Genomic DNA, 20,279 nt, shown 5'->3' with positions numbered 1-20,279 from the left:
GACCTGACTCTAAGTGGGCGGTCCCACTAAGAGGGCTGGGGCTTCCCCTTCCGGTGCGTTCGGAGCACCCTTCGGAGGGGAGCCGAGTCGGGGTCTGGAGGCCCGCGATGCAGGCTTACGTGGGGATCGATGTGCATCGCCGCCGGTCGCAGATCGCGGTGATGGACGAGGGCGGCCGGACGGCGGTGAACCGGAACGTGTCCAACGGCCGGGAGGCCGTGCTGGGCGTGATCGGAGGCCTTCCGGCGGGCACGCCGGTGGCGTTCGAGGCCGCCTTCGGCTGGGGCTGGCTGATCGAGCTGCTCCAGGACCACGGCTTCGACGCGCACATGGCCCATCCCTTGCAGTGCAAGGCGATCGCCTCGGCGAGGCTGAAGAACGACAAGGTGGATGCGGCGACCCTGGCCCATCTGCTGCGCGCGGACCTGCTGCCGGAGGCGTGGATCGCCCCGCGGCCCATCCGTGAGCAGCGGGCTTTGCTGCGCCACCGGGCTCAGCTGGTGCGGTTGCGCACGCTGCTGCGCAACCGCATCCACGCGGTGCTGGCCCATCACGGCTGCGACCGCGCGTCCAGCTGCTGGAGCGCGCCGGGCCGGGCCTGGCTGGACGCCTTGCCACTGCCCGACACCTCCCGCCGCGTGGTCGCGGACCGTGTTCACGGGGTTCCCCGGCGTCATGTGTGCTGAATCCGTTCCGCTCTGCCGACCTCTGCCCCCATGGGCTGCCGGGGACCCGGCTCAGCGCGGGTTCGCAGCTGATTGAGCCACAAGATCGATCAGATGCGAGGACAGTGCGGCCTGCTTAGGCTGAAGAGATGAAACGGGTCGTTATTGATCATTTCGGCGGTCCCGAGGTCCTGAGGGTCGTGGAGGACGACGATCCCCGGCCGGGGCCTGGTGAGGTGTGCGTCAGGGTGCTGGCCGCAGGCGTGTCGTTCACCGATGCCCAGCTGCGCGCCGGCACGTATCTCGGCGTACCGAAGCCGCCGTTCACGCCCGGCTACGAGCTCGTCGGCGTCGTCGAGGAGCTCGGCCCGGGCTGTTCGAGACTGCGAGAGGGAGACCGCATCGGAGCGCTGACGGTGTGGGGCGCCGACGCGGAGCGCGTCTGTGTGCCGGAGGCGGAGGCGGTCGAGGTGCCCGAGAACCTCGACCCGGCGGAGGCTCTGAACCTGGTCTTCACCTACATGACCGCCTACCAACTACTGCACCGCGTGGCGAGGGTGAAGAGCGGCGAGACGGTGCTCGTGCACGGTGCGGCCGGCAGGGTGGGCACTGCGGTCCTCGAACTCGGAGCGGTCGCCGGGCTTCACCTCTACGGGACCGCGTCAGCTCGCGACCGCGCCGCGGTCGAACGGCTCGGCGCGGTGGCGATCGACTACCGCAACGAGGACTTCCTGGCGCGCGTGCGCGAGCTCCCCGGGAACGGCGTGGACGTTGTGCTCGACGGGCTCGGCGGCGCGGTGTCGCTGCGCTCCTTCCGCGCGCTGAGGCCCGGCGGACGGCTTGTCGTGTACGGCCACTACGCCACGCTCGAGCACGGGCACAAGAACTGGCGGGCGTGGGCGGAGTGGTACGCGTCGACCGGGACCGTCTGGCTCTGGAGCCTGCTCTCGCCCCGCCGACAGGCGCTCGCCTACCGGATCCAGAAACTCCACGGCCATCACCGCCAAGTGCTTCCCGTGGCCGGTGGTCACCCGGCGCTTCCCGTGGGTGGAGGTCCCCGCGACCCGGACCGGTTCCGGGAGGACTTTCGCGCGCTGCTCGAGCTTCTCCGTGAGCACAGGATCCACCCGGTCGTGGCCGAACGCCTGCCGCTGTCCGACGCTCGTCGCGCGCACGAGATGCTCGAGCGTTCGGCGGCGAAGGGAAAGCTCGTGCTCGTGCCATAAGCCGAGGCCGAGGCCGAGGAGGACGCTCGCTGATGGTGCGCGACGGCCCCGCTGGTCGAATTGAGGGGCTCGTGTCCGGCGGAGCCCGGCAGGCACCGCGGGCGCGCTACCTGCCCATCGCCGAGCACGGCCTGATCGGCGACCTGCACACCGTCGCGCTCGTGGGCACCGACGGGACGATCGACTGGTACTGCTGCCCGCGCTTCGACTCGCCGAGTGTCTTCGGGGCGATCCTCGACGCCGACCGCGGGGGCCTGTTCCGTATCGCGCCCGACTGCGACGGTTGGAGTTCCAAGCAGCTCTACCTCCCCGACACCAACATCCTCATCACGCGCTTCCTGATGCCGGACGGCGTGGGGGAGGTGCAGGACTTCATGCCCCCGCCGCGCACCGGCGAGGCGGCGCATCGCCACCGCATGATCCGCCGGGTGCTCGCCGTGCGTGGACAGATGCGCTTCGTCGTCGACGTCGCCCCGCGCTTCGACTACGCGCGCGCCCGCCACGAGGTCGAACTCACCCCGCATGGCGCGCGCTTCCGCTCTCCCGAGCTTGAGCTCAGCCTCTCGACACGCGGCCCGCTCGAGATCGTGGGCGGCGGCGACGTCCGCGCGCGCGTCACCGTCCGAGCCGGGGAGACGGCCACCTTCGTGCTCGACCGCGTCCGGCCCGGCGAGACGCAGGCGCCATCCTCCGATGCCGACATCGCCGCCGAGTTCGACGCCACCGTGGCGTTCTGGCGGCATTGGCTGCGGGGCTCGCGCTACAGCGGGCGCTGGCGCGAGACGGTGCACCGCTCGGCGCTCACGCTCAAGCTGCTCACGTACGCGCCCACCGGTGCGATCGTGGCCGCCCCCACCACCAGCCTGCCGGAGGAGCTCGGAGGCACACGCAACTGGGACTACCGCTACACGTGGATGCGCGACGCCGCCTTCTCGCTCTACGCACTGCTCAGGCTCGGGTTCACCGACGAGGCCGCCGCGTTCATGCAGTGGCTGGAGCAGCGCTTCCGCCACGCGGCCGATTACGGCGAGTCGGGCCCCTTGCAGATCATGTACGGCATCGACGGGCGCGAGGACCTGCCCGAGGAGGAGCTCTCCCACTTGGAGGGCTACATGGGCTCGACGCCGGTGCGGATCGGCAACCGGGCGGCGACCCAGCTGCAGCTCGACATCTACGGCGAGCTGATGGACTCCGTCTACCTCTGCAACAAGTACGGGCGGCCCCTCTACCACGACGGCTGGATGGAGCTCACCCGCAACCTCGAGTGGCTGATGGACCACTGGGACCAGCCCGACGAGGGAATCTGGGAGACACGCGGCGGCCGCCGTGACTACACGTTCTCCCGGCTGATGAGCTGGGTCGCGGTCGAGCGCGCGATCCGGGTCGCCCTCCAGCGCGGCCTGCCCGCCGACCTCCCCCGCTGGATGGCGGTCCGGGACAGCATCTACAACCAGATCATGGAGCGCGGCTGGCACCCCGCCCGCCGGGCGTTCGTCCAGCACTACGACACCGACGTGCTCGACGCCTCCCTGCTGCTCATGCCCCTGTGCAAGTTCGTCGCGCCCACCGACCCGCGCTGGATCTCCACGCTCGACGCCATCACCGCGGAGCTGGTCTCCGACAGCCTCGTCTACCGCTACAACGCGGAAGCGTCGCCCGACGGGCTCGCCGGCAAGGAGGCCACCTTCTCGATGTGCTCCTTCTGGTGGGTGGAGGCGCTCGCCCGGGCCGGCCGGCTCGACGAGGCGCGGCTGGCCTTCGAGAAGATGCTCACCTACGCGAACCACGTGGGGCTGTACTCGGAGGAGATCGGTCCAACGGGCGAGCAACTCGGCAACTTCCCTCAAGCTTTCACGCACCTGGCGCTGATCAGCGCCGCCTACAACCTCGACCGCCGGCTCGGGTGAGCGTCGGCGGGCTCGCTGTCCTGGGCGGCGCGGTCGCTGCAGAGCAGCCGGCCGCGACCGGCTGTTCAGGAACAGGTGCCCCGGTCGCCGGTGACCAGCGGCGTTGATGTCAGAAGTACATGTCAAAGGCCCCGGACCATGATCGGATGCTGTTGGTCAATCCGGGGCCTGGCGTGACGTCGGCCTTCAAGACCTGGTTGTGGTCTTGAAGGCCGACGTTGTCGTATGGGGTGGGTGCGGATGTCGATGCAGCCGAAGGGGTCTGGGGAGATCCCGGCGGAGACGGTGCGGGTGGCTCGGGCCGCGTTCCCGAAGGGGAGCCTGGTGATCCGGGTGCGGGACGAGCTGGGGCCGTTGTTCACGGACGAGGAGTTCGCGGACCTGTTCCCGGTACGGGGCAGGCCTGCCTGGTCACCGGGCCGGCTTGCGCCGGTACTGGTGTTGCAGTTCCTCGAAGGACTCACCGACCGGCAGGCCGCGGAGGCGGTCCGGGCCAGGATCGACTTCAAGTACGCCCTCGGCCTTCGGCTGGAAGATCCGGGGTTCGACTTCTCGGTGCTGTCGGAGTTCCGGGATCGGCTGGTGGAGGCCGATGCCGGGCGGCGGGTGCTGGACGGCATCCTGATCGCGGCCCGGGAGAAGGGCTTGCTCAAGCCGGCGGGCCCGGCCCGCACCGACGCTACGCATGTGCTGTCGTCGGTGGAGCTGTCCTGGCTGGAGATGGTGGCCGAGGCCCTGCGGTCCGCGCTCAACGCGCTTGCCCAGGCTGCCCCGGACTGGCTGGTGGGTGTCGCGGAGCCGGACTGGTTCAGGCACTACGCCACCAGGGCCGAGGACTCCCGGTTCCCCAAGGCCCGCGCCAAGCGTGATGAGGTGGGCTTGCGGGTCGGTCGTGACGGGATGCTTCTGCTTGAGGCCGTCTTCGCCGCTGACGCGCCGCCCGGCCTGGGCACCCTGACGGAGGTGGAGACCTTGCGGCAGATGTGGGTCCAGCACTTCCACCTGGTGGAGGGCGAGGTGAGGCGGCGGGACCCAAAAGACCGCCCGCCGGGCACGTTGCGCCTGGCCACCCCCTACGACACCGAGGCTCGCGGCAGCGTCAAACGGGACACTGTGTGGGACGGATACAAGGTCCACCTGACCGAGACCTGCGAGCCGGAGACGCCGAACCTGATCACGAACGTGGCCACCACCCTCGCCACCGTCCACGACAGCGTGGCGGTCCCCGAGATCCATGGCGCGCTGGCCGAACGGGACTGCCTGCCCGGTGAGCACTGGGTCGATGCCGGATATCCCACCGCCGGCCAGGTCGTCGCCGCCGGACGGGAGCACGGCGTCGTCCTGCACGGGCGGGAGCTGGGCCTTGAGCCGGTGGGCCTTGGATCTGCTCTGATGGTCCGCAGACGTTCGTGGGCGTCCGCCGTTGTGCGTCTGCGTTGTCACGCAGTTAGACACTCACCCACTCAACGGTCCATCGCCGACAGGTGCGTTGTCAGTGCTTGCGCCTATGGTCTCAAGCGCGCGGTCGGCTTCCGGGGGTTCCAGCTCTGAAGGGATGGTTTCATCCCCGGCCTGTCTGGGGGCGGCTCGGAGACTCGTCCGGGACCTAACCGACGGCCGGGCTTCGTCGATGGCCACGAGGTGACCTGCCAGCGCCGGCCGCGCACCCCCTTTCGCGGGGGCGGACGCACGCTTTCCAACTGTGGTGGTGCCTGGCGGGGCCGCGTACGGGGCCGTTCACCTGCGTTCATGCCGCAAGGGCAAGGTTCTGACCTTGGTGAAAGACCATTGACGCCCGCAGCTGGTGCTCTGTTTGTCGGGGGTGGGTCACAGAGACGCCTGCGCCTCCTAGCCTCGCGCTTTCACGAAGCGGACTGTTCGAGGCTTGATCAAAAAAGCGGGAAGTGCTCCTGACCTGCAACGATAGGACTTGCTGAGGATCCTGTTGACTGCGAGGAAAGAAGCACTTCCCAGGTGAAGAGGCGTATCGGGTCGTACCCGCATGTCCGTGTCGAGGACGGAGGTCACGGGGTCGCCACGCAGTCCGGGTCCGTATTGCTGGTGGAGGCGATCCGCAAGACCGGCCTCGATCAGGCGATATCCGGTGCGCTCACCCCGTGGCGCAAGCAACGGCCCGTCCACGACCCGGCGAAGGTCCTGCTCTCAAATCCCCCAGGACTAAGGCGGTTTGGGTATCCACGCGTGCAGAGCTGAGTACGCGTACTCACGGCGCGGCAGCTCCCTGGCGGCGAGGGTGGGTGGCAGGCCAAGCGACTGGAGACGATCATGCACCTGCCCGGCAGAATGAACCGAGCCGCCACTGCCTTCCGACCCGAAAGGGTTCGCATGATCGTTGCTGCTCTCGCGAGCGGGGCCGCAGTCGTGGCACTCACCGGATGTGCCGGCTTCGAGTACCAGGAGGACATCTGCAGCAGCGGCGAGTACCCCGTTCTGGCCGTAGGTGATACCGGCTCCGCTTGCGTGTCGGACAAGGAAGAGCCGCCGGCGGGATTCGTGCGATACCCGGAGGGCAAGGTGCCGCAGCAGGTCGACGACACGTGGGATGTGTACTGGGACACCCACACGCTCGACAAGGACGGCAACATCATCGACATCCCCGACGCGGGCTGACCCGGACGACCCACGCTCCGGGAAGCGCCCACTACAACCGCGGAAGTCAGACGCGGCCCGGGTCATTGCCCCCACGTCAGCCTCGCGCTCTTATGAGCGTGCTCGTTTCCATCCGCCATGGGGCTGCGCCGGGGTGAACTCGTCGGTCTGCGCTGGACTGACGTGGACCTGGACAAGCGTGTCCTGTACGTCCGCCAGCAGACGCAGCGGCGGCGCGGGGTCCTCTATGACGACGACACCAAGAACCGCCGCAACCGCGCGCTTCCGCTCCCGGCCATGTGCATCGCTCCGCTGCGCTGGCACCGGATGCGGCAGGTGGCTGCCAGGCAGCGCGCGGGGGAGTCGTGGGATGACGGCGGCTACGTCTTCGCCACCCGGAACGGCCGTCCGGTCGAGCCGCGCAACATGTACCGCTCCTTCACCCGGGTCGCCGAGTCCGCCGGCCTCCACGTGATCCGGCTGCACGATGCCCGGCACGGGTGTGCCACCCTCCTCACCGCTGCCGGGGTGGCTCCTCGCGTGGTGATGGAGATCCTGGGGCACAGCCAGATCAGCATCACCATGGACGTGTACACGCACGTCGTGCAGGACACCCGGCGCGAGGCCATCAGCCATATGGATCGGCTGCTCAAGAGGCGGCGCGACCGTGAGTGATCGCCCGCGTTGATGTCAAAAGTGGATGTCAAAGGCCCCGGACCATGATGGCGGTTTCTAGGGGTCGTTGCAACACGTGGTCGTGTTGATCAGGCCGCGAGCAGTTTATGCAGGCGCTCGGCCGGGGTTTCCCAGCCGAGCGTTTTGCGTGGGCGGCCGTTGAGCTCGGCGGCGACGGCGTCCAGGCGTTCGCGGGTGTGGACCGCGAGGTCGGTGCCCTTGGGGAAGTACTGCCGCAGCAGGCCGTTGGTGTTCTCGTTCGAGCCGCGCTGCCAGGGGCTGGCCGGGTCGCAGAAGTAGACCGGGATGTCGGTGGCCAGGGTGAAGGAGCCGTGGGCGGCCATCTCGGTGCCCTGGTCCCAGGTCAGTGACCGCACCAGGTGGGCGGGCAGGGTCCGGGCGGTTTCGACCAGGGCGTCGCGGACATGTTCGGCGGTTCGGCCGTGGGGCAGGTGCAGCAGCACCACGTAGCGGGTGGCGCGCTCGACCAGCGTGCCGATGGCGGAGGCACCGTCCTTGCCGATGATCAGGTCGCCTTCCCAGTGGCCGGGCACGGCCCGGTCCTCGGCTTCGGCGGGCCGTTCGCTGATCATGACCATCGGGGTGGAGAACCGCGGCTGGCGCTGCTGGGCCTGGCGGCGGGGCTTGCGGCGGGTGCGGCCCGAGCGGAGGGCTTTGGCCAGTTCGCGGCGGAGTTCGCCGCGTCCTTGGACGAAGAGGGCCTGGTAGACCGTTTCGTGGACCACGTGCATCTCCGGCCGCCGGGGGAACTGTGCCCGCAGAGCCTGGCAGATCTGCTCCGGGCTCCACCGTATGTCCAGGTGGTCCTGGATGAAGTCCCGCAGCTGCGGGTGCTGGCCGATCTTGCCGGTTTTGGGCCGGGGCCGGCGGGAGTCGGCGCGGGCCTGGGCGGCGAAGGGGCGGTACTGGCCGTTGCCGGGGTGCCGGTTGCGGCGGATCTCCCGGCTGATGGTGGACGGGCTGCGACCCAGCTCGGCGGCGATCGTGCGGACCGTGGCCTTCTCCCGCAGCCGGTCGGCGATGTGGATCCGGTCGGCCTCACGCAGATACCGGGACGGACCGGGAGGCGGCGCCACCGCTTTGATCGGTGGCGCCGCCTTGTGCCTGCCCGACGGGTTGCGGCCGTTGCGCCACCGCTTGCCCGTCCGGGTATTGATCCCGACGCGTCGGCAGGCTTCCAAGCTGCTCAGGCCCTGGTCCATGAGCCGGAAGTATTCCTCCCGCTCACGGACCAGCTGCCTACGGCCTTGCGCCACCGTCCGCACCTTGCGGATCTCGAACTCCATCGCACCCCTTGAGCTGGGGTGTTGCGACGACTCCTAGAACCCAAGGATCGGTCCGGGGCCTTTTGCCTGGTGCCCCCGGCAGGATTCGAACCTGCGACACCCGCTTTAGGAGAGACACTAGAGGCTCACCTGTCTATGGTGGCCTTTCCCTGAATTCACCATTTCTGCTGGTCAGCAGGTCGCGATCTTCCGTCCCGGCCTGATCTTTCCCTGCCCTTACTCGGCCTTCCGTTCCCATGACGTTCCCATATGAGGCCCTCAGAAGCCCCTGGGAACGGTGTCGGCGGCGGCTGAATCCTGGTTCTGGATCACTTTCCGTGCCGGAGCCACGGAGGGTCACCACAACCGCGATCATGAACGGCCGTGGCTGATGTACTCCTCCAGGACCTGTGGTTCCACCAGGTCGAAGGTGTTGTGGTCGAAAGTGTCATACCCGACGGCGAGTTGGTGGTCGTGCGGGCCCGGACGGCTGCGGAACAGGCTGCTTGTCCGGCGTGTGGAACGGCGTCGGCCCGGGTGCACAGCCGGTACGTTCGTCGGCTTGCCGACACCGCGGTCGGCGGCCGTCCGGCGCTGATCGAGTTACGGGTCCGGCGGTTCCGCTGCTCTCAACCGGGCTGCTTGCAGGCGACGTTCGCCGAACAGGTCGACGGACTGACGTTCCGGCACGGCAGACGCAGCGCCGGGCTGCAGACGGTGCTGGAACGGGTGGCGGTGATGCCGGAGGCTTCGGCATCCCGGGCCGCTGGTTCAGTGACGACGTGCGCCCGCACGGCCTCGAAGCGAAGACAGGCATCGTCGGTTCCTGGAATGGCGATGCGTACGGCGTCGCCGACGGCAACCTTCTCGTCGGCTGGTCGACGGGCGGCAAGTTCGGCGCTCCGAACGACCCGCTGTGGGCGGTGCACGATGTACGAACGGGCAAGCTCCGGGCCAGCATGATCTGTGCGCATGACGTCGCGGACTCCGATGAAGCTCGCGACTACCCCGTGATTACTTCGCCGGACGGCCGCTACCTGGCAGCCGGACCAGTTGTCTTTGATCTGAAGCGAGGCAAGGGCACCTGTCTGGAGGGTGACGGCGACCGCAAGACGATCGCGCTCGCCGCAATCCGCGATGACGGCACGGCTTACGGGGCGGTCCTGGGGAAGCCGGCGGCCAGCGGCTCGGAGGCGGTCGTCGCGGAGCTGGACCTGGCGACTGGCACAGGGGAGCCAAAGGTTCTCGATGCAGGCGTGCGCGTTCCGTACCTCACCAGCATTAAAGGGTCGGGCCTGTTCCTTGATCGTGATGACGATGCGAATGTGCGGGTTTCGCTGCGGCGTGAACGTTGACACCCGCGTCGCCGGTTACGCGGCGAGTAGCCCTACCGTGCCCGGGTGGTCCAGTGAGCTGGGGATCCTCGGGCTCTCTGCGCTGCCTTCCCAGGTAGGGGAAGATCGTTCCCCATTTATTTGCATGTCGCACTCATCTGCTGTTGCCTCGCTACGCGACCCTGCACCCCTTGAGTCAGCCAGTCACTTTCGCCTCCGCCAGGAACCGGCTCGGCTCCCCCGTCCACGACACATACAGCCCGTCCCGCGCCCGCGTGCAAGCCACGAACAGCAGGCAGCGCTCGGACAGGAGGTCCGCTTCGTGCTGGAGGCGGTCGACCTCAACAGGTGTCACCGCCTTCGGCGCGGGCAGGGCGTCCGCGTTCACGCCGGTCACGGCGATGCAGCGGAATTCCAGGCCCTTGAACGAGTGCATGGTGCCGACACGGACGGCGTCCGCCCCTTCCGGTGCGTCGGCCCTCAACTTCCCCGCCGGGATACCGGCGGCCGCCAGCCTGGCGAGCGCCTTCTCGACGCTTTTGTTGAAACGGGAGGTGACGCCGATCTCGCCCGGAGCCACGCCGTTCTCCGTCCACCCGCTTACGCGGTCGACGAGCGCGTCGAGTTCCGCTTCCTCCGACGCGGCTGCATGGATCTCGGGGCCGTTTCCGTGCAGGGCCGAGCGATAGCCGAGGAGGGTCTCGTTGCGGGCGTCGTCCTCCAGTTGCTCGAAGGGACGGCCGACGAGGAGGGCGGTGGACCAACTGAGGATCTCGTGTGTGGAGCGGTAGTTCTTCCGCATTTTGGTTGATCGTCCGGCGACCTTGATGCCGAGGGCCCGCAGGGAGACCTTCGTGTCATAGATGCGCTGATGAGGATCGCCGGCGATGAACAGGTCGTCGGGTCGCGCCGGGGCGGCCGCGCGCAGCAGCCGCCATTGGGCCGGGTGCAGATCCTGTGCCTCGTCGACGACGATGTGCCGGTACAGCGGACCGTTCGCCCGGAGCAGGTCGGCCGCCTCCGTGCACGTCCCCAGGTAGGTGCGCCGGCCGTCTGCCGCGAGACGGTCGGTGAACTCCCGGACTGTCCGCCACACCAGGGGGCGTTCGGCGGCCAGGAGGCGGCTACCCCGCCCACGCCGGTCGGCGGCCTCGTACTCCCCCTGACTCCGCAGATCCTGGGCCAGGATGACGTGCTTGTACTCCTGTCCCAGGAACTGGGCCGTTCCGGTGAAGCCCGTGGCCCGGGCGGCCTGCTCCCAGCGGGTCTCCTCCTCGCCGCCGCGCAGCGGGCGGCGCGAGGTGGAGACGATGCGGCTGGCGAGGGCGTCGACGGTGGTGATGTCCACGCGGGCGCGCAGTTCCTCGTCCTCGATGAGCGTGGCGAGTCCGGTGCGTAGTGCGGCGACGAGAGCGTTGGTGTACGTCGTCAGCAGGACGCGGTCGCCGTCGCGCAGGAACTTCAGCAGGTGCTTGACGCGGTGCAGGGCGACGACGGTCTTGCCGGTGCCGGGGCCGCCGGTCACCTGCGCCGGTCCTGAGTAACTGGCCCGGTAGGCGACCTTGTGCTGGGAGGGGTGGAGGTAGACCCGCCAGGCGGCAAACGGGCTGTCGAGGATGTCGCGCAGTTCGTCGGAGGCGGTGACGAGGGCGATGCGGGTACGGGTGTGGCGGATGGCCGTCGCGTAGTCGGTCGTGTCCACCGGATCGGACGCGGAGGTGGGGAGGTTGACGGATACCAGGTCGCGCCAGACCTCCTCAACGGTGAAGCCCTCGGCGAGGTACTCCAGGACTTCCCTCTGGTCCTGCGGGAAGTAGGGGGCGAAGGCCTCCAGTTGCTCTTTGCTGGTGAGGACACGGGCCTGGCGCAGGGTGGTCTCGTCGATGCCGAGGGCGGCCAGGTCACCGTCGGAGACCTTGGCGAAGAGCCGCTCGTCGGGCGCGGCGGCGATCCGCTCATACGCGGGCGTCAGTTCGTCGAGCATGGCGATGTCGCGGATCTCCACGGCGCGGGTGACCGTGTTGATGCTGGCGCGCTGTTTGATCGCCCAGGCGATGGCCTTGTCGTGCGGCATCACGCGCAGCAGTACGAAGGTGTCGCCGCTGTCGGGGGCGAGGACGACGCCGCGGGTGCCCTGGGCGATGCGGATGGTTCGGATGTGTGGGTCCTTGGCCTGCTTCAGTGACTCCAGTTTCAGGCCGGGGTCCTTGAAGAGCTGGTCGAGGGTGAGGCGTTCGAACTTCTCCCAGGCGTCGAAGACCCCCTGCTTGTCAGTGCCCTGGAGTTTGCCGAGCTGGGCGCAGAACCCGATGTCGAAGGCGAGGTGTGGCATGGTGTCCCGTTCTGCGTGTGCGCTGCGTGCGTCCTGTGGCTGGGAGTGGCTACGAGTGCCTGCGAGGTGTACTAGCGGTTACCCGGCGGCGTCGCCGTCCAGGTCGAGGCGGATCAGGGCCAGCGCCTCGGCGATCTCGACGGTCATCTCGTCGTCGGGGCCAAACACCATGCACATGTCCTGGTGGAGCGGTTCGAGGACCTGCCGGGCTTCGACGGCCCGGCCCTGGGCGAGCAGCAGCATCCCGATGTTGTGCCGTAGCTCTACGGCTTCCTCGCTCACGTCGCTGTCTACGGCCCGCACGACGTTCAACACGCCCTGGAGCGCGGCGAGCGCGTCGGTGACCTGGCCGAGTTCGGCGCGGCAGCGGGCCGCCTGGGCGCGGCAGGCGCGGGCCTGCTCGCTGGTGGGTCCGGCGATGCGGGCGTACGCGTCGGCGAGGGCGTCGAACTCGGGCAGGGCGGCCCGGTAGTCGCCGCCGAGGAGGCGGATCGCTGCTCGCTGGCGGCGCAGCGCCAGGACCTGCTTGCTCTCGGAGCCGAGGGCGAGGGCCGCGGGTTCGATGACCTCGCCGAGAACTTCGGCGGCCTGCGTGAACCGCTCCTCCTCCAGTAGGGCGTCGGAGTGGGCGTACGCCTCTTTGATGTCCTCGCGCAGCTGGGCGGGGACGGGCACCGGCTGGGCCCCCGGGAGGACGGCTGTCGGCGTCGAACCGCTGGGTGCAGGGGCCTGGGCGCGGGCGCGGGGCGCGAAAGGGTGCCGGAACACGCCTGTCGGGTCGGGTGCGCCGGCCGGCCCGGCATCCGCCGCGCCGGGCTCTTGGCCTGGCGGCGGCAGGAACGGCAGCAGCCGCGCATACACCTCCTGCGTGTCAGCGGGCCGCGCCTCGGGCGCCTTGCGCAGGAGGTGCAGGACCAGCTCCTCCAGTGCCTCGGGGACGTCGGGCCGCAGCTGTCGCAGGGGTGTGGGGGCGGCGTTGACGTGCTGGTACATCAGCAGGTACTCGCTCTCCGCCTCGAACACGAGGCGCCCGCTGAGGAGTTCGTGCAGCACGCAGCCGAGCGCGTACAGGTCGGTCTGCGGGGTGATGCGTCCGCCGCGGACCTGCTCGGGCGACATGTACTGGTGGGTGCCGATGGGGCTGCCGGTGGCGGTCAGCTTGGTGACGTCGGTGCGCAGAATCGCCGCGATGCCGAAGTCGAGGACCTTCACGGTGCCGTCGCGTGCGACGAGGATGTTGCCCGGCTTGAGGTCCCGGTGGATGACTGGCACGTCGTGCGCGTACGACAGCACGGTCGCGATCTGCGCGGCGACGGCGGCCGCCCAGCTGACGGGCAGGGGGCGGCCGGGGTCGAGGTAGGCGGACAGTGGTACGCCGTCGACGAGTTCCATCACCAGGAACAGCCGCTCGTACGACGTGTCGAGCACCGCGTCGTACACCTGCGGCACACCAGGGTGCTGGATGCGCGCGGTGATGCGGGCCTCGCGGTGGAAGCGCTTGGCGAACTCCTCGGCCAGCTGTGGGGAGGTGACCGACGCCTGCCGGATGAGCTTCACGGCGACGGGCCGGTCGAGCACGGCATCGTAGCCGCGCCACACGTCGCCCATGCCGCCGTGGCTGAGCTCCTCCAGGAGTTCGTAACGGTCGGAGATCGCCTCCTGCGGCACCTTGCCCCCGGTGTGCGTGATGAACAGTCACGGTCAGGGGTCAAGTGTGACCGCTGCGTCGATCTGCCGTCCAGCGGTCGCGCTGCGACAGGGCTTGGGCGCGGCGGTGGACGACGGGCGGGAGGGTGCGGCGGCCGGTGGCGGCCGGTCAGCCTCCCGTCGGCAGGACGTAGTCCGCCCAGACCGTCTTGCCGGGGCCGTCCCGGCGCGGGTGCCAGTCCCAGCGGTCGGCGAGGTGCTCCACCAGGAGCAGACCGCGGCCGGTGTCGCGGAGGTCCGTGGGAATCGCTGCGACTGGTACGACCGGTACGCCTTCGGTGCGGGTGTCGGTGACCTCGATCCGTACGGTCCGGGCGTCGCGGGCCAACGCGAGGTGGAAGTCGCGGCCGGAAACCCGGCCGTGCCGGATGGCGTTGGCGGCCAGCTCGGCGACGATCAGCGTCAGCGCGTGGTGCGTATCGCAGTCGTAGGGGATGCCCCACGCGTCCAGCCGCTGCCCGGCAAGCCGCCGGGCGAGCCGTGCGCCGCGAGGCGTGGAGCTGAAGCGCATCGCGAAGTGACTGGTGGGGCCGATGGGTTGACCGATACGAGAAGGAGCAGCGATCTCGTTGTTCATGCCCTCAACGCTTCCAGCAGTGGCGTAGCGTGACCAGTGGTGACGCGCCGTCGCGGTCCGGTTGTACGCGACGGTGCGGGAGGTGTACGAGGCGTGCCGCGTGTCCGGCTCGGGGCGGGCGCGTTGGGCCGGGGAACCGGGCCGGGGAGGCGGTGGAGCCGATGGAACCGATGGAGTCGGTGGAGCAGGGCGAGGCCGAGGGCGCGCGGGAAGACGCCGGGCCGAGGCCGGAGGACGAGCCGGGATCGGGTGTGGTGACGGCGTTCGGGCGGCAGTTGAAGCTGCTGCGGGTACGGGCGGGCCTGGAACGGCCGGAGTTCGGGAAGCTCACGGGCTACGCCGGCCAGTCGATCGCCTCCTTCGAGCAGGGGCGGCGGATCCCCTCGCCCAGGTTCATCGACCGCGCGGACGAGGTGCTGGACGCCGGGGGCGTCCTCCAGGCGTTGAAGGAGGAGGTGGCGCGGGCACAGTATCCGGCGTTCTTCCGGGACATGGCGCGGTTGGAGGCGAGTGCGATCGGCCTGTCCGTGTACGCGGCTCTTGCGGTGCCGGGCCTGTTGCAGACAGCGGAGTACGCGAAGGCCGTCTTCCAGATGCAGCGCCCTCTGCTCGATGACGACGTCATTGAACAGCGGTTGGCCGCACGGATGGCACGGCAGGAAATCTTCACTCGCCGCCCAGCCCCCCTTCTGAGCTTCATCATCGAGGAAGTGGTGCTGCGCAAGCCGATCGGTGGAGTGGCGGTACTCCGGGGGCAGTTGGAGCAGATCCTGCTCGTAGGGCAGAACCGCAGCGTGGAGATTCAGGTGATGCCGACTGAACGAGAAGACCATGCAGGGCTGGGCGGACCCTTCAATCTGATCGACACTGCTGAAGGGCGACGCATCGCGTACACCGAGGTACAGGACGACAGCCGCCTGTACACCAGCACTGGAAAGATCCGTGAGCTCGAAGCCCGATATGGCATTCTCCGGTCACAGGCGCTCACCCCCTGTGAGTCGCTGGCCTTCATCGAGGAACTGCTGGGAGAGAAATGAGTGTTCAGCTCACCGAGTCGACAGTGCCGGTGTCGGCCTGGTTCACGAGTAGCTACAGCAGTGGCGGGGGTGGTGAGTGTGTCGAGGTGGCAGCCACCGTCGACGGCATACACATCCGGGACTCCAAGGTCCGATCCGGACCGGTTCTGACGATCGCCCCCGACGCGTGGGCCGGGCTCGTCCGGCTGGCCGCCGACCAGACCATCTGAGCCGTACATTCGTAACCCAGTGGGGGCCCAGTCGCACAGGCGGGCTGGGCACTCACGTCTTGCACGGTTAGCCGAGACAGAGAACGCCGCCGCTCCGAAGAGCCCGGGGCCGACCGCCGGATCCAGACTCAGCCCTCCCCCTCCCGTTCCTCCTCGTTGCCGCGCCAACGGCTCGCTCGCTCGGCGATCCCGCTGGAGAGCTTGCCCTTTACCGAGCTGGCCCGGTCGAGGGTCCCGTTGCCGAGGCTCCTGGCGGCACCGACGCCCTTTGCTCCAGTCTCGAGCGCCTTGTTCCTCGCCTCCGCGGCCGCGTCCACCCATCGTCTCGCATCCGATGACTGGCGACCGGACTCGATCCCGAGCCGCCCGTGGAAGTTATGGACGCCGGTCACGACATGGTTGCTCGACTGGACCACAGCCGGGGACTTGGTCGGGTGCAGCAGCACCTTCGCGTTGGCTGTGCCAGCAGCCTCGTTCATCCGGGCCACCAGACGCTCGGTGCTCCGCGAGATGAGATCCAGCCGGTTCTGTCGGGCAGCCCGAAGCCCGAGGCGATGCCGGTCCAGCTCCTCCGGAGCCGCGTCCAGCACTCGGTCGAGTTCGAGCACGGCGATCGCGTCCTGCAGTTGGAAGCAACGAGCCAGAACAGCGAGCCACCCCTGGGCCTTGGACTCGGCTTCATTGGCCGCCGTGGCGAGATCACCGATCTTGGACTTGCTCTTGCGCTCCACCTTCTCCGCGAGTGCGTCGAGTTGACGCAACGCGTACGCCTGGGTCTCTGCGATCGTCGCCGGCGCGGCCTGCACCTTCGACCACGTGACCTCGGAGACCCGGCCCACCTGCTCTCGGATGGTCATGGTCTCCTCGATCACGAGGTCCACGCCGATCATGCGGGCCAACACAGCGTCCTTCTGGGCGCGGAGCACGTCGTCGACCTTCTCGTCGATCGTGGCGAGGTAGTCGGTGATCTCGTCCATGGTCTGCTGCATCGCGAGCTGTGCCATGATCCCCGCGGCACCAGCCAGACGCGCCGGGTTGGTCAGAAACGAGCCGGCCCCCTTCTCGATCTGGAGCCATGACTTGATTGAGCCAGGTTTGCCCAACATCGCATGGCTGACGCCTGGCGTCTTGCTTTCCATCAGCCCGAACTTCTTGAGACGCTGCGCGGACTCCGTGGTCAGCTTCACCCAGCGACCGGAGTTGGCGGCAATCTCCGAACCTGCCTGGGCCACTGCAGCCCCGGTACCGAAGACAGACTTGAGTCTTTGCAATCCGAGGTCCTTCGACGACAGTCCCTCCGAGACGAGGAAGCGTTCGACGTCCGTCGGATTCCCGATGACCGCCAGTCCATCACCGTCACTGATCAGCTGAATCTCGTTGTCCATTGCCCGCTCCCGAAGTGGCTTGTCGTAGTTGAGGGTCGGCGGGGTGCGCGCGGTGATCGCCGGGCAGAGGCCGAGGTCTTGCTCCAGAGGGTGCCCCGGCCGGCGCATCCAGCCGGGGCGTACGGATCAGACGTCGTCGTCCAGGCCCTCTTCGCGGCGGATCATCCGCCAGGCGGCCTTGCGGGCGCTGCGGTCCAGGCTGGACTTGAAGCCCTTGTCGGGGCCGAAGTACTGGCGGCCCATGCCCGCGATGGTGTCGATGTGGTCGGCCATCTTGTCCGCGAAGACGTTGTCGAAGACGAGGCCGAAGTTGTCCTCGTCGTTGACGACGGCCGCCGCCCGCACCTTCGGGTCGGCCTTGGCCTCCTCGAACGGGCGGATGACGTCCTGCTCGGTGAACTCCGTGCCGAAGCGTTCGTTGAACTTGTCGATCAACTGGGAGAGCAGCGACTTCTCCGCCTCCTTCGCACCGCCCGAGCCATCGCCGAAGCCCTGCATCGTCGTCGGCCCCTCGGCGGTGAGGGAGACGTCGTACTCGCCCGTCTTCTCCACCCGCATGTGGCTGAGGTCGACCTCCCCTATGTCCACGCCGCCGTCCGCGCGGCGCGGCAGCCGGTTGAGGAGGTAGCGGCCGTAGAGGTGCAGCCGCTCCAGCTCGGCGTCCCGGTAGGGGACGATCTGCGCGAGGAAGCCGTACTTCCTGACGTAGTCGTTGAGGTCGGCGCGGAAGCCCTCCGCCGTCTCCTGGTCGTCCTCGTCCTCGCTTTCGAGCAGGGGCGTGAAGCGAGCGACGGCGGGGGAGAGCAGCCGGTACAGCTCTGCGTGCAGCTTCTCCCACTTGGACTGCGAGCCTGCCGCCTTCTCCTTGGCGGCGAAGTACGCGGCGGCGAACTCGTCCATCTCCTGCCCGGACAGGATCGCCGCCTGCATGACCCGGCTCTGCGCGGTGTAGAGCAGGTTGGGGTCGGAGGGGAGGGTATTCGCCTCCTCGAAGTACGGGCGGAAGGACTCCTGTATGTCCTCGGCGTCGTTCACGAAGTCCAGTACCGCGAGGTCGGCCTGGTTCTTGCGCTCGGCGGTCCGGTTCAGCCGGGACAGGGTCTGGACGGCGGAGATGCCGGTCAGCGTCTTGTTGACGTACATCGTCGTCAGCAGCGGCTGGTCGAACCCGGTCTGGTACTTCTCCGCCACGACCAGGATCCTGTACTCACGCTGGCCCGCACCGCCGGCTCGGGCGGCCTTGTCGTCGGCACGCGTGTACGCGAACGCCTTCGGCAGCGCGCTCTCCGACAGCCCGCCGTTCTCCTTGGGCTCGGTGGTCTCCTCGCCGTCGACGGTGAGCGAGCCGGAGAAGGCGACGAGGACACCCAGGTCGGGGAACTTGGTGTCGTAGTCCCGGTCTTTGATGTAGCTCTTGATCGCGCGCGCCATCTGTACGGCGGACTGCCGCGAGGCGGCCACCACCATCGACTTGGCCCGTCCGCCGAGACGGCCCCGGCTGTGCGCCACGAAGTGCTCCACGATCACCTGGGCGTGCTGGGCGACCGTCGAGTCATGGGTCAGCGCGTACCGGGCGAGCAGGCCGTTAGCCTTCGACGGGTCGACCTCCCGCTCGTCGGGGTTCTGGTTCACCAGCTTCCAGTACGTGTTGTACGTGACGTAGTTGCGCAGCGGGTCGAGGATGAAGCCCTCCTCGATCGCCTGCCGCATGGAGTACGTGTGGAAGGGCCGGTAGGTCGCCTTGCCGTCGATGTCCTGGAGCGTGCCGAAGAGTTCGAGGGTCTTGGCCTTCGGGGTAGCGGTGAACGCGAAGTAGGAGAGGTTTGCGGCGCGGGAACGCTGCTCGGCCCGCTTCTTGAGCTGCTCGCCGAGGGTGGCGGCGGCCGTGGCCTTGACCGTGGTCGCGCCCGCGTCGTCCGAGTCGGAGTCCAGACCGAGGTCACGCAGGGCGGACCGTACAGCGGTGGCGGCGTCGCCGGACTGCGAGGAGTGCGCCTCGTCCACGATGATCGCGAAGCGGCTGCCCTGGATCTCGGTGGGGTTGCGCTGGAGGTAGTCGAGCAGCGCCGGGAAGGAGTGCAGGGTGACGGTGACGATCTTCCCGGTGTCGCGGGAGAGGGCCTTGGCGAGCTGCTCGCCCTTCGCCCCGTGCTTCTCGTCGATCTTCACGACGAGGCCTGCGGTCTGCTCGAAGTTGCCGACCGTTTCCCGGAGTTGCGCGTCCAGGTTGCGGCGGTCGGTGATGACGATGACCTTGTCGAAGACCGGCACGCCCGGCTTGAGGCCCTTGGCCATGGCCTCGGCGTCGAGTTCGCGCGGGTCGGTCGGGGTGTGCAGGTCGCTGAGGCGGTGCGCGAGCCAGCCGATGGTGTTCGACTTGCCCGAGCCGGCCGAGGCCATGACCAGGTAGTCGTGTCCCGCGCCGTGCGTTGCGGCATGCGCGGTGAGCTTCTTGACCGCGTCCCACTGCTGGAACCGCGGGAAGACCATCGTCTTCGTCGTGCCGCCGCCGGGCGTCTTGCTCTTGTGCAGGTGCACGAACCGCTGGAGCAGGTCCAGCCAGTTGTCCGGCTGCCAGACCTGCTCCCAGAGGTACGAGGTCGCGTACGTGCCGAAGGCGGTCGGGTCCGGGTTGCCGGCGCCGCCCGGCTGACCGGGACCGTTGGAGCCAGTGTTGAACGGGAGGAAGCGGGTGTTCTTGCCCTTGAGCTGGGTGGCGACGAAGACTAGGTCCGGGTCCACGGCGAAGTTCGCGACGACCCGACGCGTGAAGATCAGCTCGGTGGGGTCCCGGTCGGTGCGGTACTGCTCCTTGGCCTGCTCCACCCCCTGCTTGGTCAGCGGGTTCTTCAACTCGGCCGTGGCGACGGGGATTCCGTTGAGGAAGAGGGCGAGGTCGAGCCGGTTGCCCCAGTCGGCCTGCTTCGTCGCGTACTCGAGTTCGCGGACGACGGTGAGGCGGTTGGCCTGGTAACCGTCGAGCACGGAGTCATGGGCGACGAGGTTCGGCTTGAAGTAGGCAACGCGGAGAAGGACGCCCCGGTCCTTGACGCCGTTACGGAGCACGTCGAGGAGCCCGTTGGTGGCGATGGCCTGGTCGAGGCGACCGGCGAACCCGCGCTGAGCCTCGTTCGGGTCGCCGCCGTAGACGGTGAGCAGCTCGCTCCACTCGTCGGGCTGGGTTGCCCCGATGAAGGTGAACAACTCGTTGGTGTCCAGACCGAGATCGGCCCGGTAGTCCTGCGGGCGTGCCTCGCGCCAGCCACGCTCGACCATGGCGGCGACGATGGCATCACCGAAAGCGGACTCCGTGTGGATGGGGCTCATGG

The 20,279-nt window shown here is 68.6% G+C and carries 13 protein-coding genes and 4 pseudogenes; 11 read left to right on the top strand and 6 right to left on the bottom strand.

What is annotated here, in order from left to right:
- The first annotated feature begins 107 nt into the window (after positions 1–107).
- The 7 genes and pseudogenes from OG289_RS22160 to OG289_RS22130 all read left to right on the top strand — a co-directional run.
- Positions 108–686 carry an IS110 family transposase gene (locus tag OG289_RS22160; protein ID WP_327315773.1) on the top strand — a complete coding sequence of 193 codons (579 nt, stop codon included), beginning with the start codon at positions 108–110 and terminating at the stop codon, positions 684–686.
- A gap of 128 nt (positions 687–814) precedes the next feature.
- Complete coding sequence (locus OG289_RS22155; protein ID WP_327315772.1) at positions 815–1,891, top strand: medium chain dehydrogenase/reductase family protein; 1,077 nt, start codon at positions 815–817, stop codon at positions 1,889–1,891.
- Positions 1,892–1,923: 32 nt separating this feature from the next.
- Positions 1,924–3,798, top strand: coding sequence for a glycoside hydrolase family 15 protein (locus OG289_RS22150; RefSeq protein ID WP_442818935.1), 1,875 nt, complete (start codon positions 1,924–1,926; stop codon positions 3,796–3,798).
- A 240-nt stretch (positions 3,799–4,038) separates the two neighbouring features.
- Positions 4,039–5,148, top strand: a pseudogene (locus tag OG289_RS22145) (transposase); the annotation flags it as partial.
- A 624-nt stretch (positions 5,149–5,772) separates the two neighbouring features.
- Positions 5,773–5,961 (top strand): annotated as a pseudogene (locus OG289_RS22140) (IS1380 family transposase); the annotation flags it as partial.
- 183 nt (positions 5,962–6,144) lie between these two features.
- Positions 6,145–6,429 (top strand): SCO0607 family lipoprotein, encoded by a 285-nt coding sequence (locus tag OG289_RS22135; protein ID WP_327315770.1) that lies wholly within the window; start codon positions 6,145–6,147, stop codon positions 6,427–6,429.
- Between the two features lie 114 nt (positions 6,430–6,543).
- A pseudogene (locus OG289_RS22130) lies at positions 6,544–7,083 on the top strand (tyrosine-type recombinase/integrase); the annotation flags it as partial.
- Between the two features lie 89 nt (positions 7,084–7,172).
- On the opposite strand, the gene OG289_RS22125 reads toward OG289_RS22130, so the two are convergent.
- The gene (locus OG289_RS22125; protein ID WP_442818889.1) at positions 7,173–8,390 is read right to left on the bottom strand and encodes an IS30 family transposase; all 1,218 of its coding nucleotides are present in this window, start codon (positions 8,388–8,390) and stop codon (positions 7,173–7,175) included.
- 363 nt (positions 8,391–8,753) lie between these two features.
- Between OG289_RS22125 and OG289_RS49725 the strand changes: the two are divergent.
- Positions 8,754–8,990: pseudogene (locus OG289_RS49725) on the top strand (transposase family protein); the annotation flags it as partial.
- Positions 8,991–9,151: 161 nt separating this feature from the next.
- Entirely contained in the window at positions 9,152–9,724 is a 573-nt protein-coding gene (locus OG289_RS22120; RefSeq protein WP_327315769.1) for a hypothetical protein, read from the top strand.
- 175 nt (positions 9,725–9,899) lie between these two features.
- On the opposite strand, the gene OG289_RS22115 is transcribed toward OG289_RS22120, so the two are convergent.
- From OG289_RS22115 to OG289_RS22105, 3 genes are all read right to left on the bottom strand, one after another.
- Positions 9,900–12,035, bottom strand: a complete 2,136-nt coding sequence (locus OG289_RS22115; protein WP_327315768.1) for a UvrD-helicase domain-containing protein — start codon at positions 12,033–12,035, stop codon at positions 9,900–9,902.
- Between the two features lie 78 nt (positions 12,036–12,113).
- Positions 12,114–13,703, bottom strand: coding sequence for a serine/threonine-protein kinase (locus OG289_RS22110; RefSeq protein ID WP_327315767.1), 1,590 nt, complete (start codon positions 13,701–13,703; stop codon positions 12,114–12,116).
- Positions 13,704–13,851: 148 nt separating this feature from the next.
- Positions 13,852–14,319: an ATP-binding protein gene (locus OG289_RS22105; RefSeq protein ID WP_327315766.1), complete on the bottom strand. Its 468-nt coding sequence runs from the start codon at positions 14,317–14,319 to the stop codon at positions 13,852–13,854.
- A gap of 161 nt (positions 14,320–14,480) precedes the next feature.
- Between OG289_RS22105 and OG289_RS22100 the strand changes: the two genes are divergently transcribed.
- Both OG289_RS22100 and OG289_RS22095 read left to right on the top strand, forming a co-directional pair.
- Positions 14,481–15,356: a helix-turn-helix domain-containing protein gene (locus OG289_RS22100; RefSeq protein WP_442818934.1), complete on the top strand. Its 876-nt coding sequence runs from the start codon at positions 14,481–14,483 to the stop codon at positions 15,354–15,356.
- Positions 15,353–15,565: a DUF397 domain-containing protein gene (locus OG289_RS22095; protein ID WP_327315765.1), complete on the top strand. Its 213-nt coding sequence runs from the start codon at positions 15,353–15,355 to the stop codon at positions 15,563–15,565. The genes OG289_RS22100 and OG289_RS22095 overlap by 4 nt, the downstream gene beginning before the upstream one ends.
- A gap of 128 nt (positions 15,566–15,693) precedes the next feature.
- On the opposite strand, the gene OG289_RS22090 is transcribed toward OG289_RS22095, so the two are convergent.
- Together OG289_RS22090 and OG289_RS22085 are read right to left on the bottom strand one after the other, a co-directional pair.
- Positions 15,694–16,950 (bottom strand): hypothetical protein, encoded by a 1,257-nt coding sequence (locus OG289_RS22090; protein WP_327315764.1) that lies wholly within the window; start codon positions 16,948–16,950, stop codon positions 15,694–15,696.
- A gap of 126 nt (positions 16,951–17,076) precedes the next feature.
- Positions 17,077–20,277 (bottom strand): type I restriction endonuclease subunit R, encoded by a 3,201-nt coding sequence (locus OG289_RS22085; RefSeq protein WP_327315763.1) that lies wholly within the window; start codon positions 20,275–20,277, stop codon positions 17,077–17,079.
- Positions 20,278–20,279 lie beyond the last annotated feature (2 nt).

The sequence above is a fragment of the Streptomyces sp. NBC_01235 genome, assembly GCF_035989285.1.
Taxonomy (GTDB): Bacteria; Actinomycetota; Actinomycetes; order Streptomycetales; family Streptomycetaceae; genus Streptomyces.
This window is presented reverse-complemented; position numbering and strand designations above follow the sequence as displayed.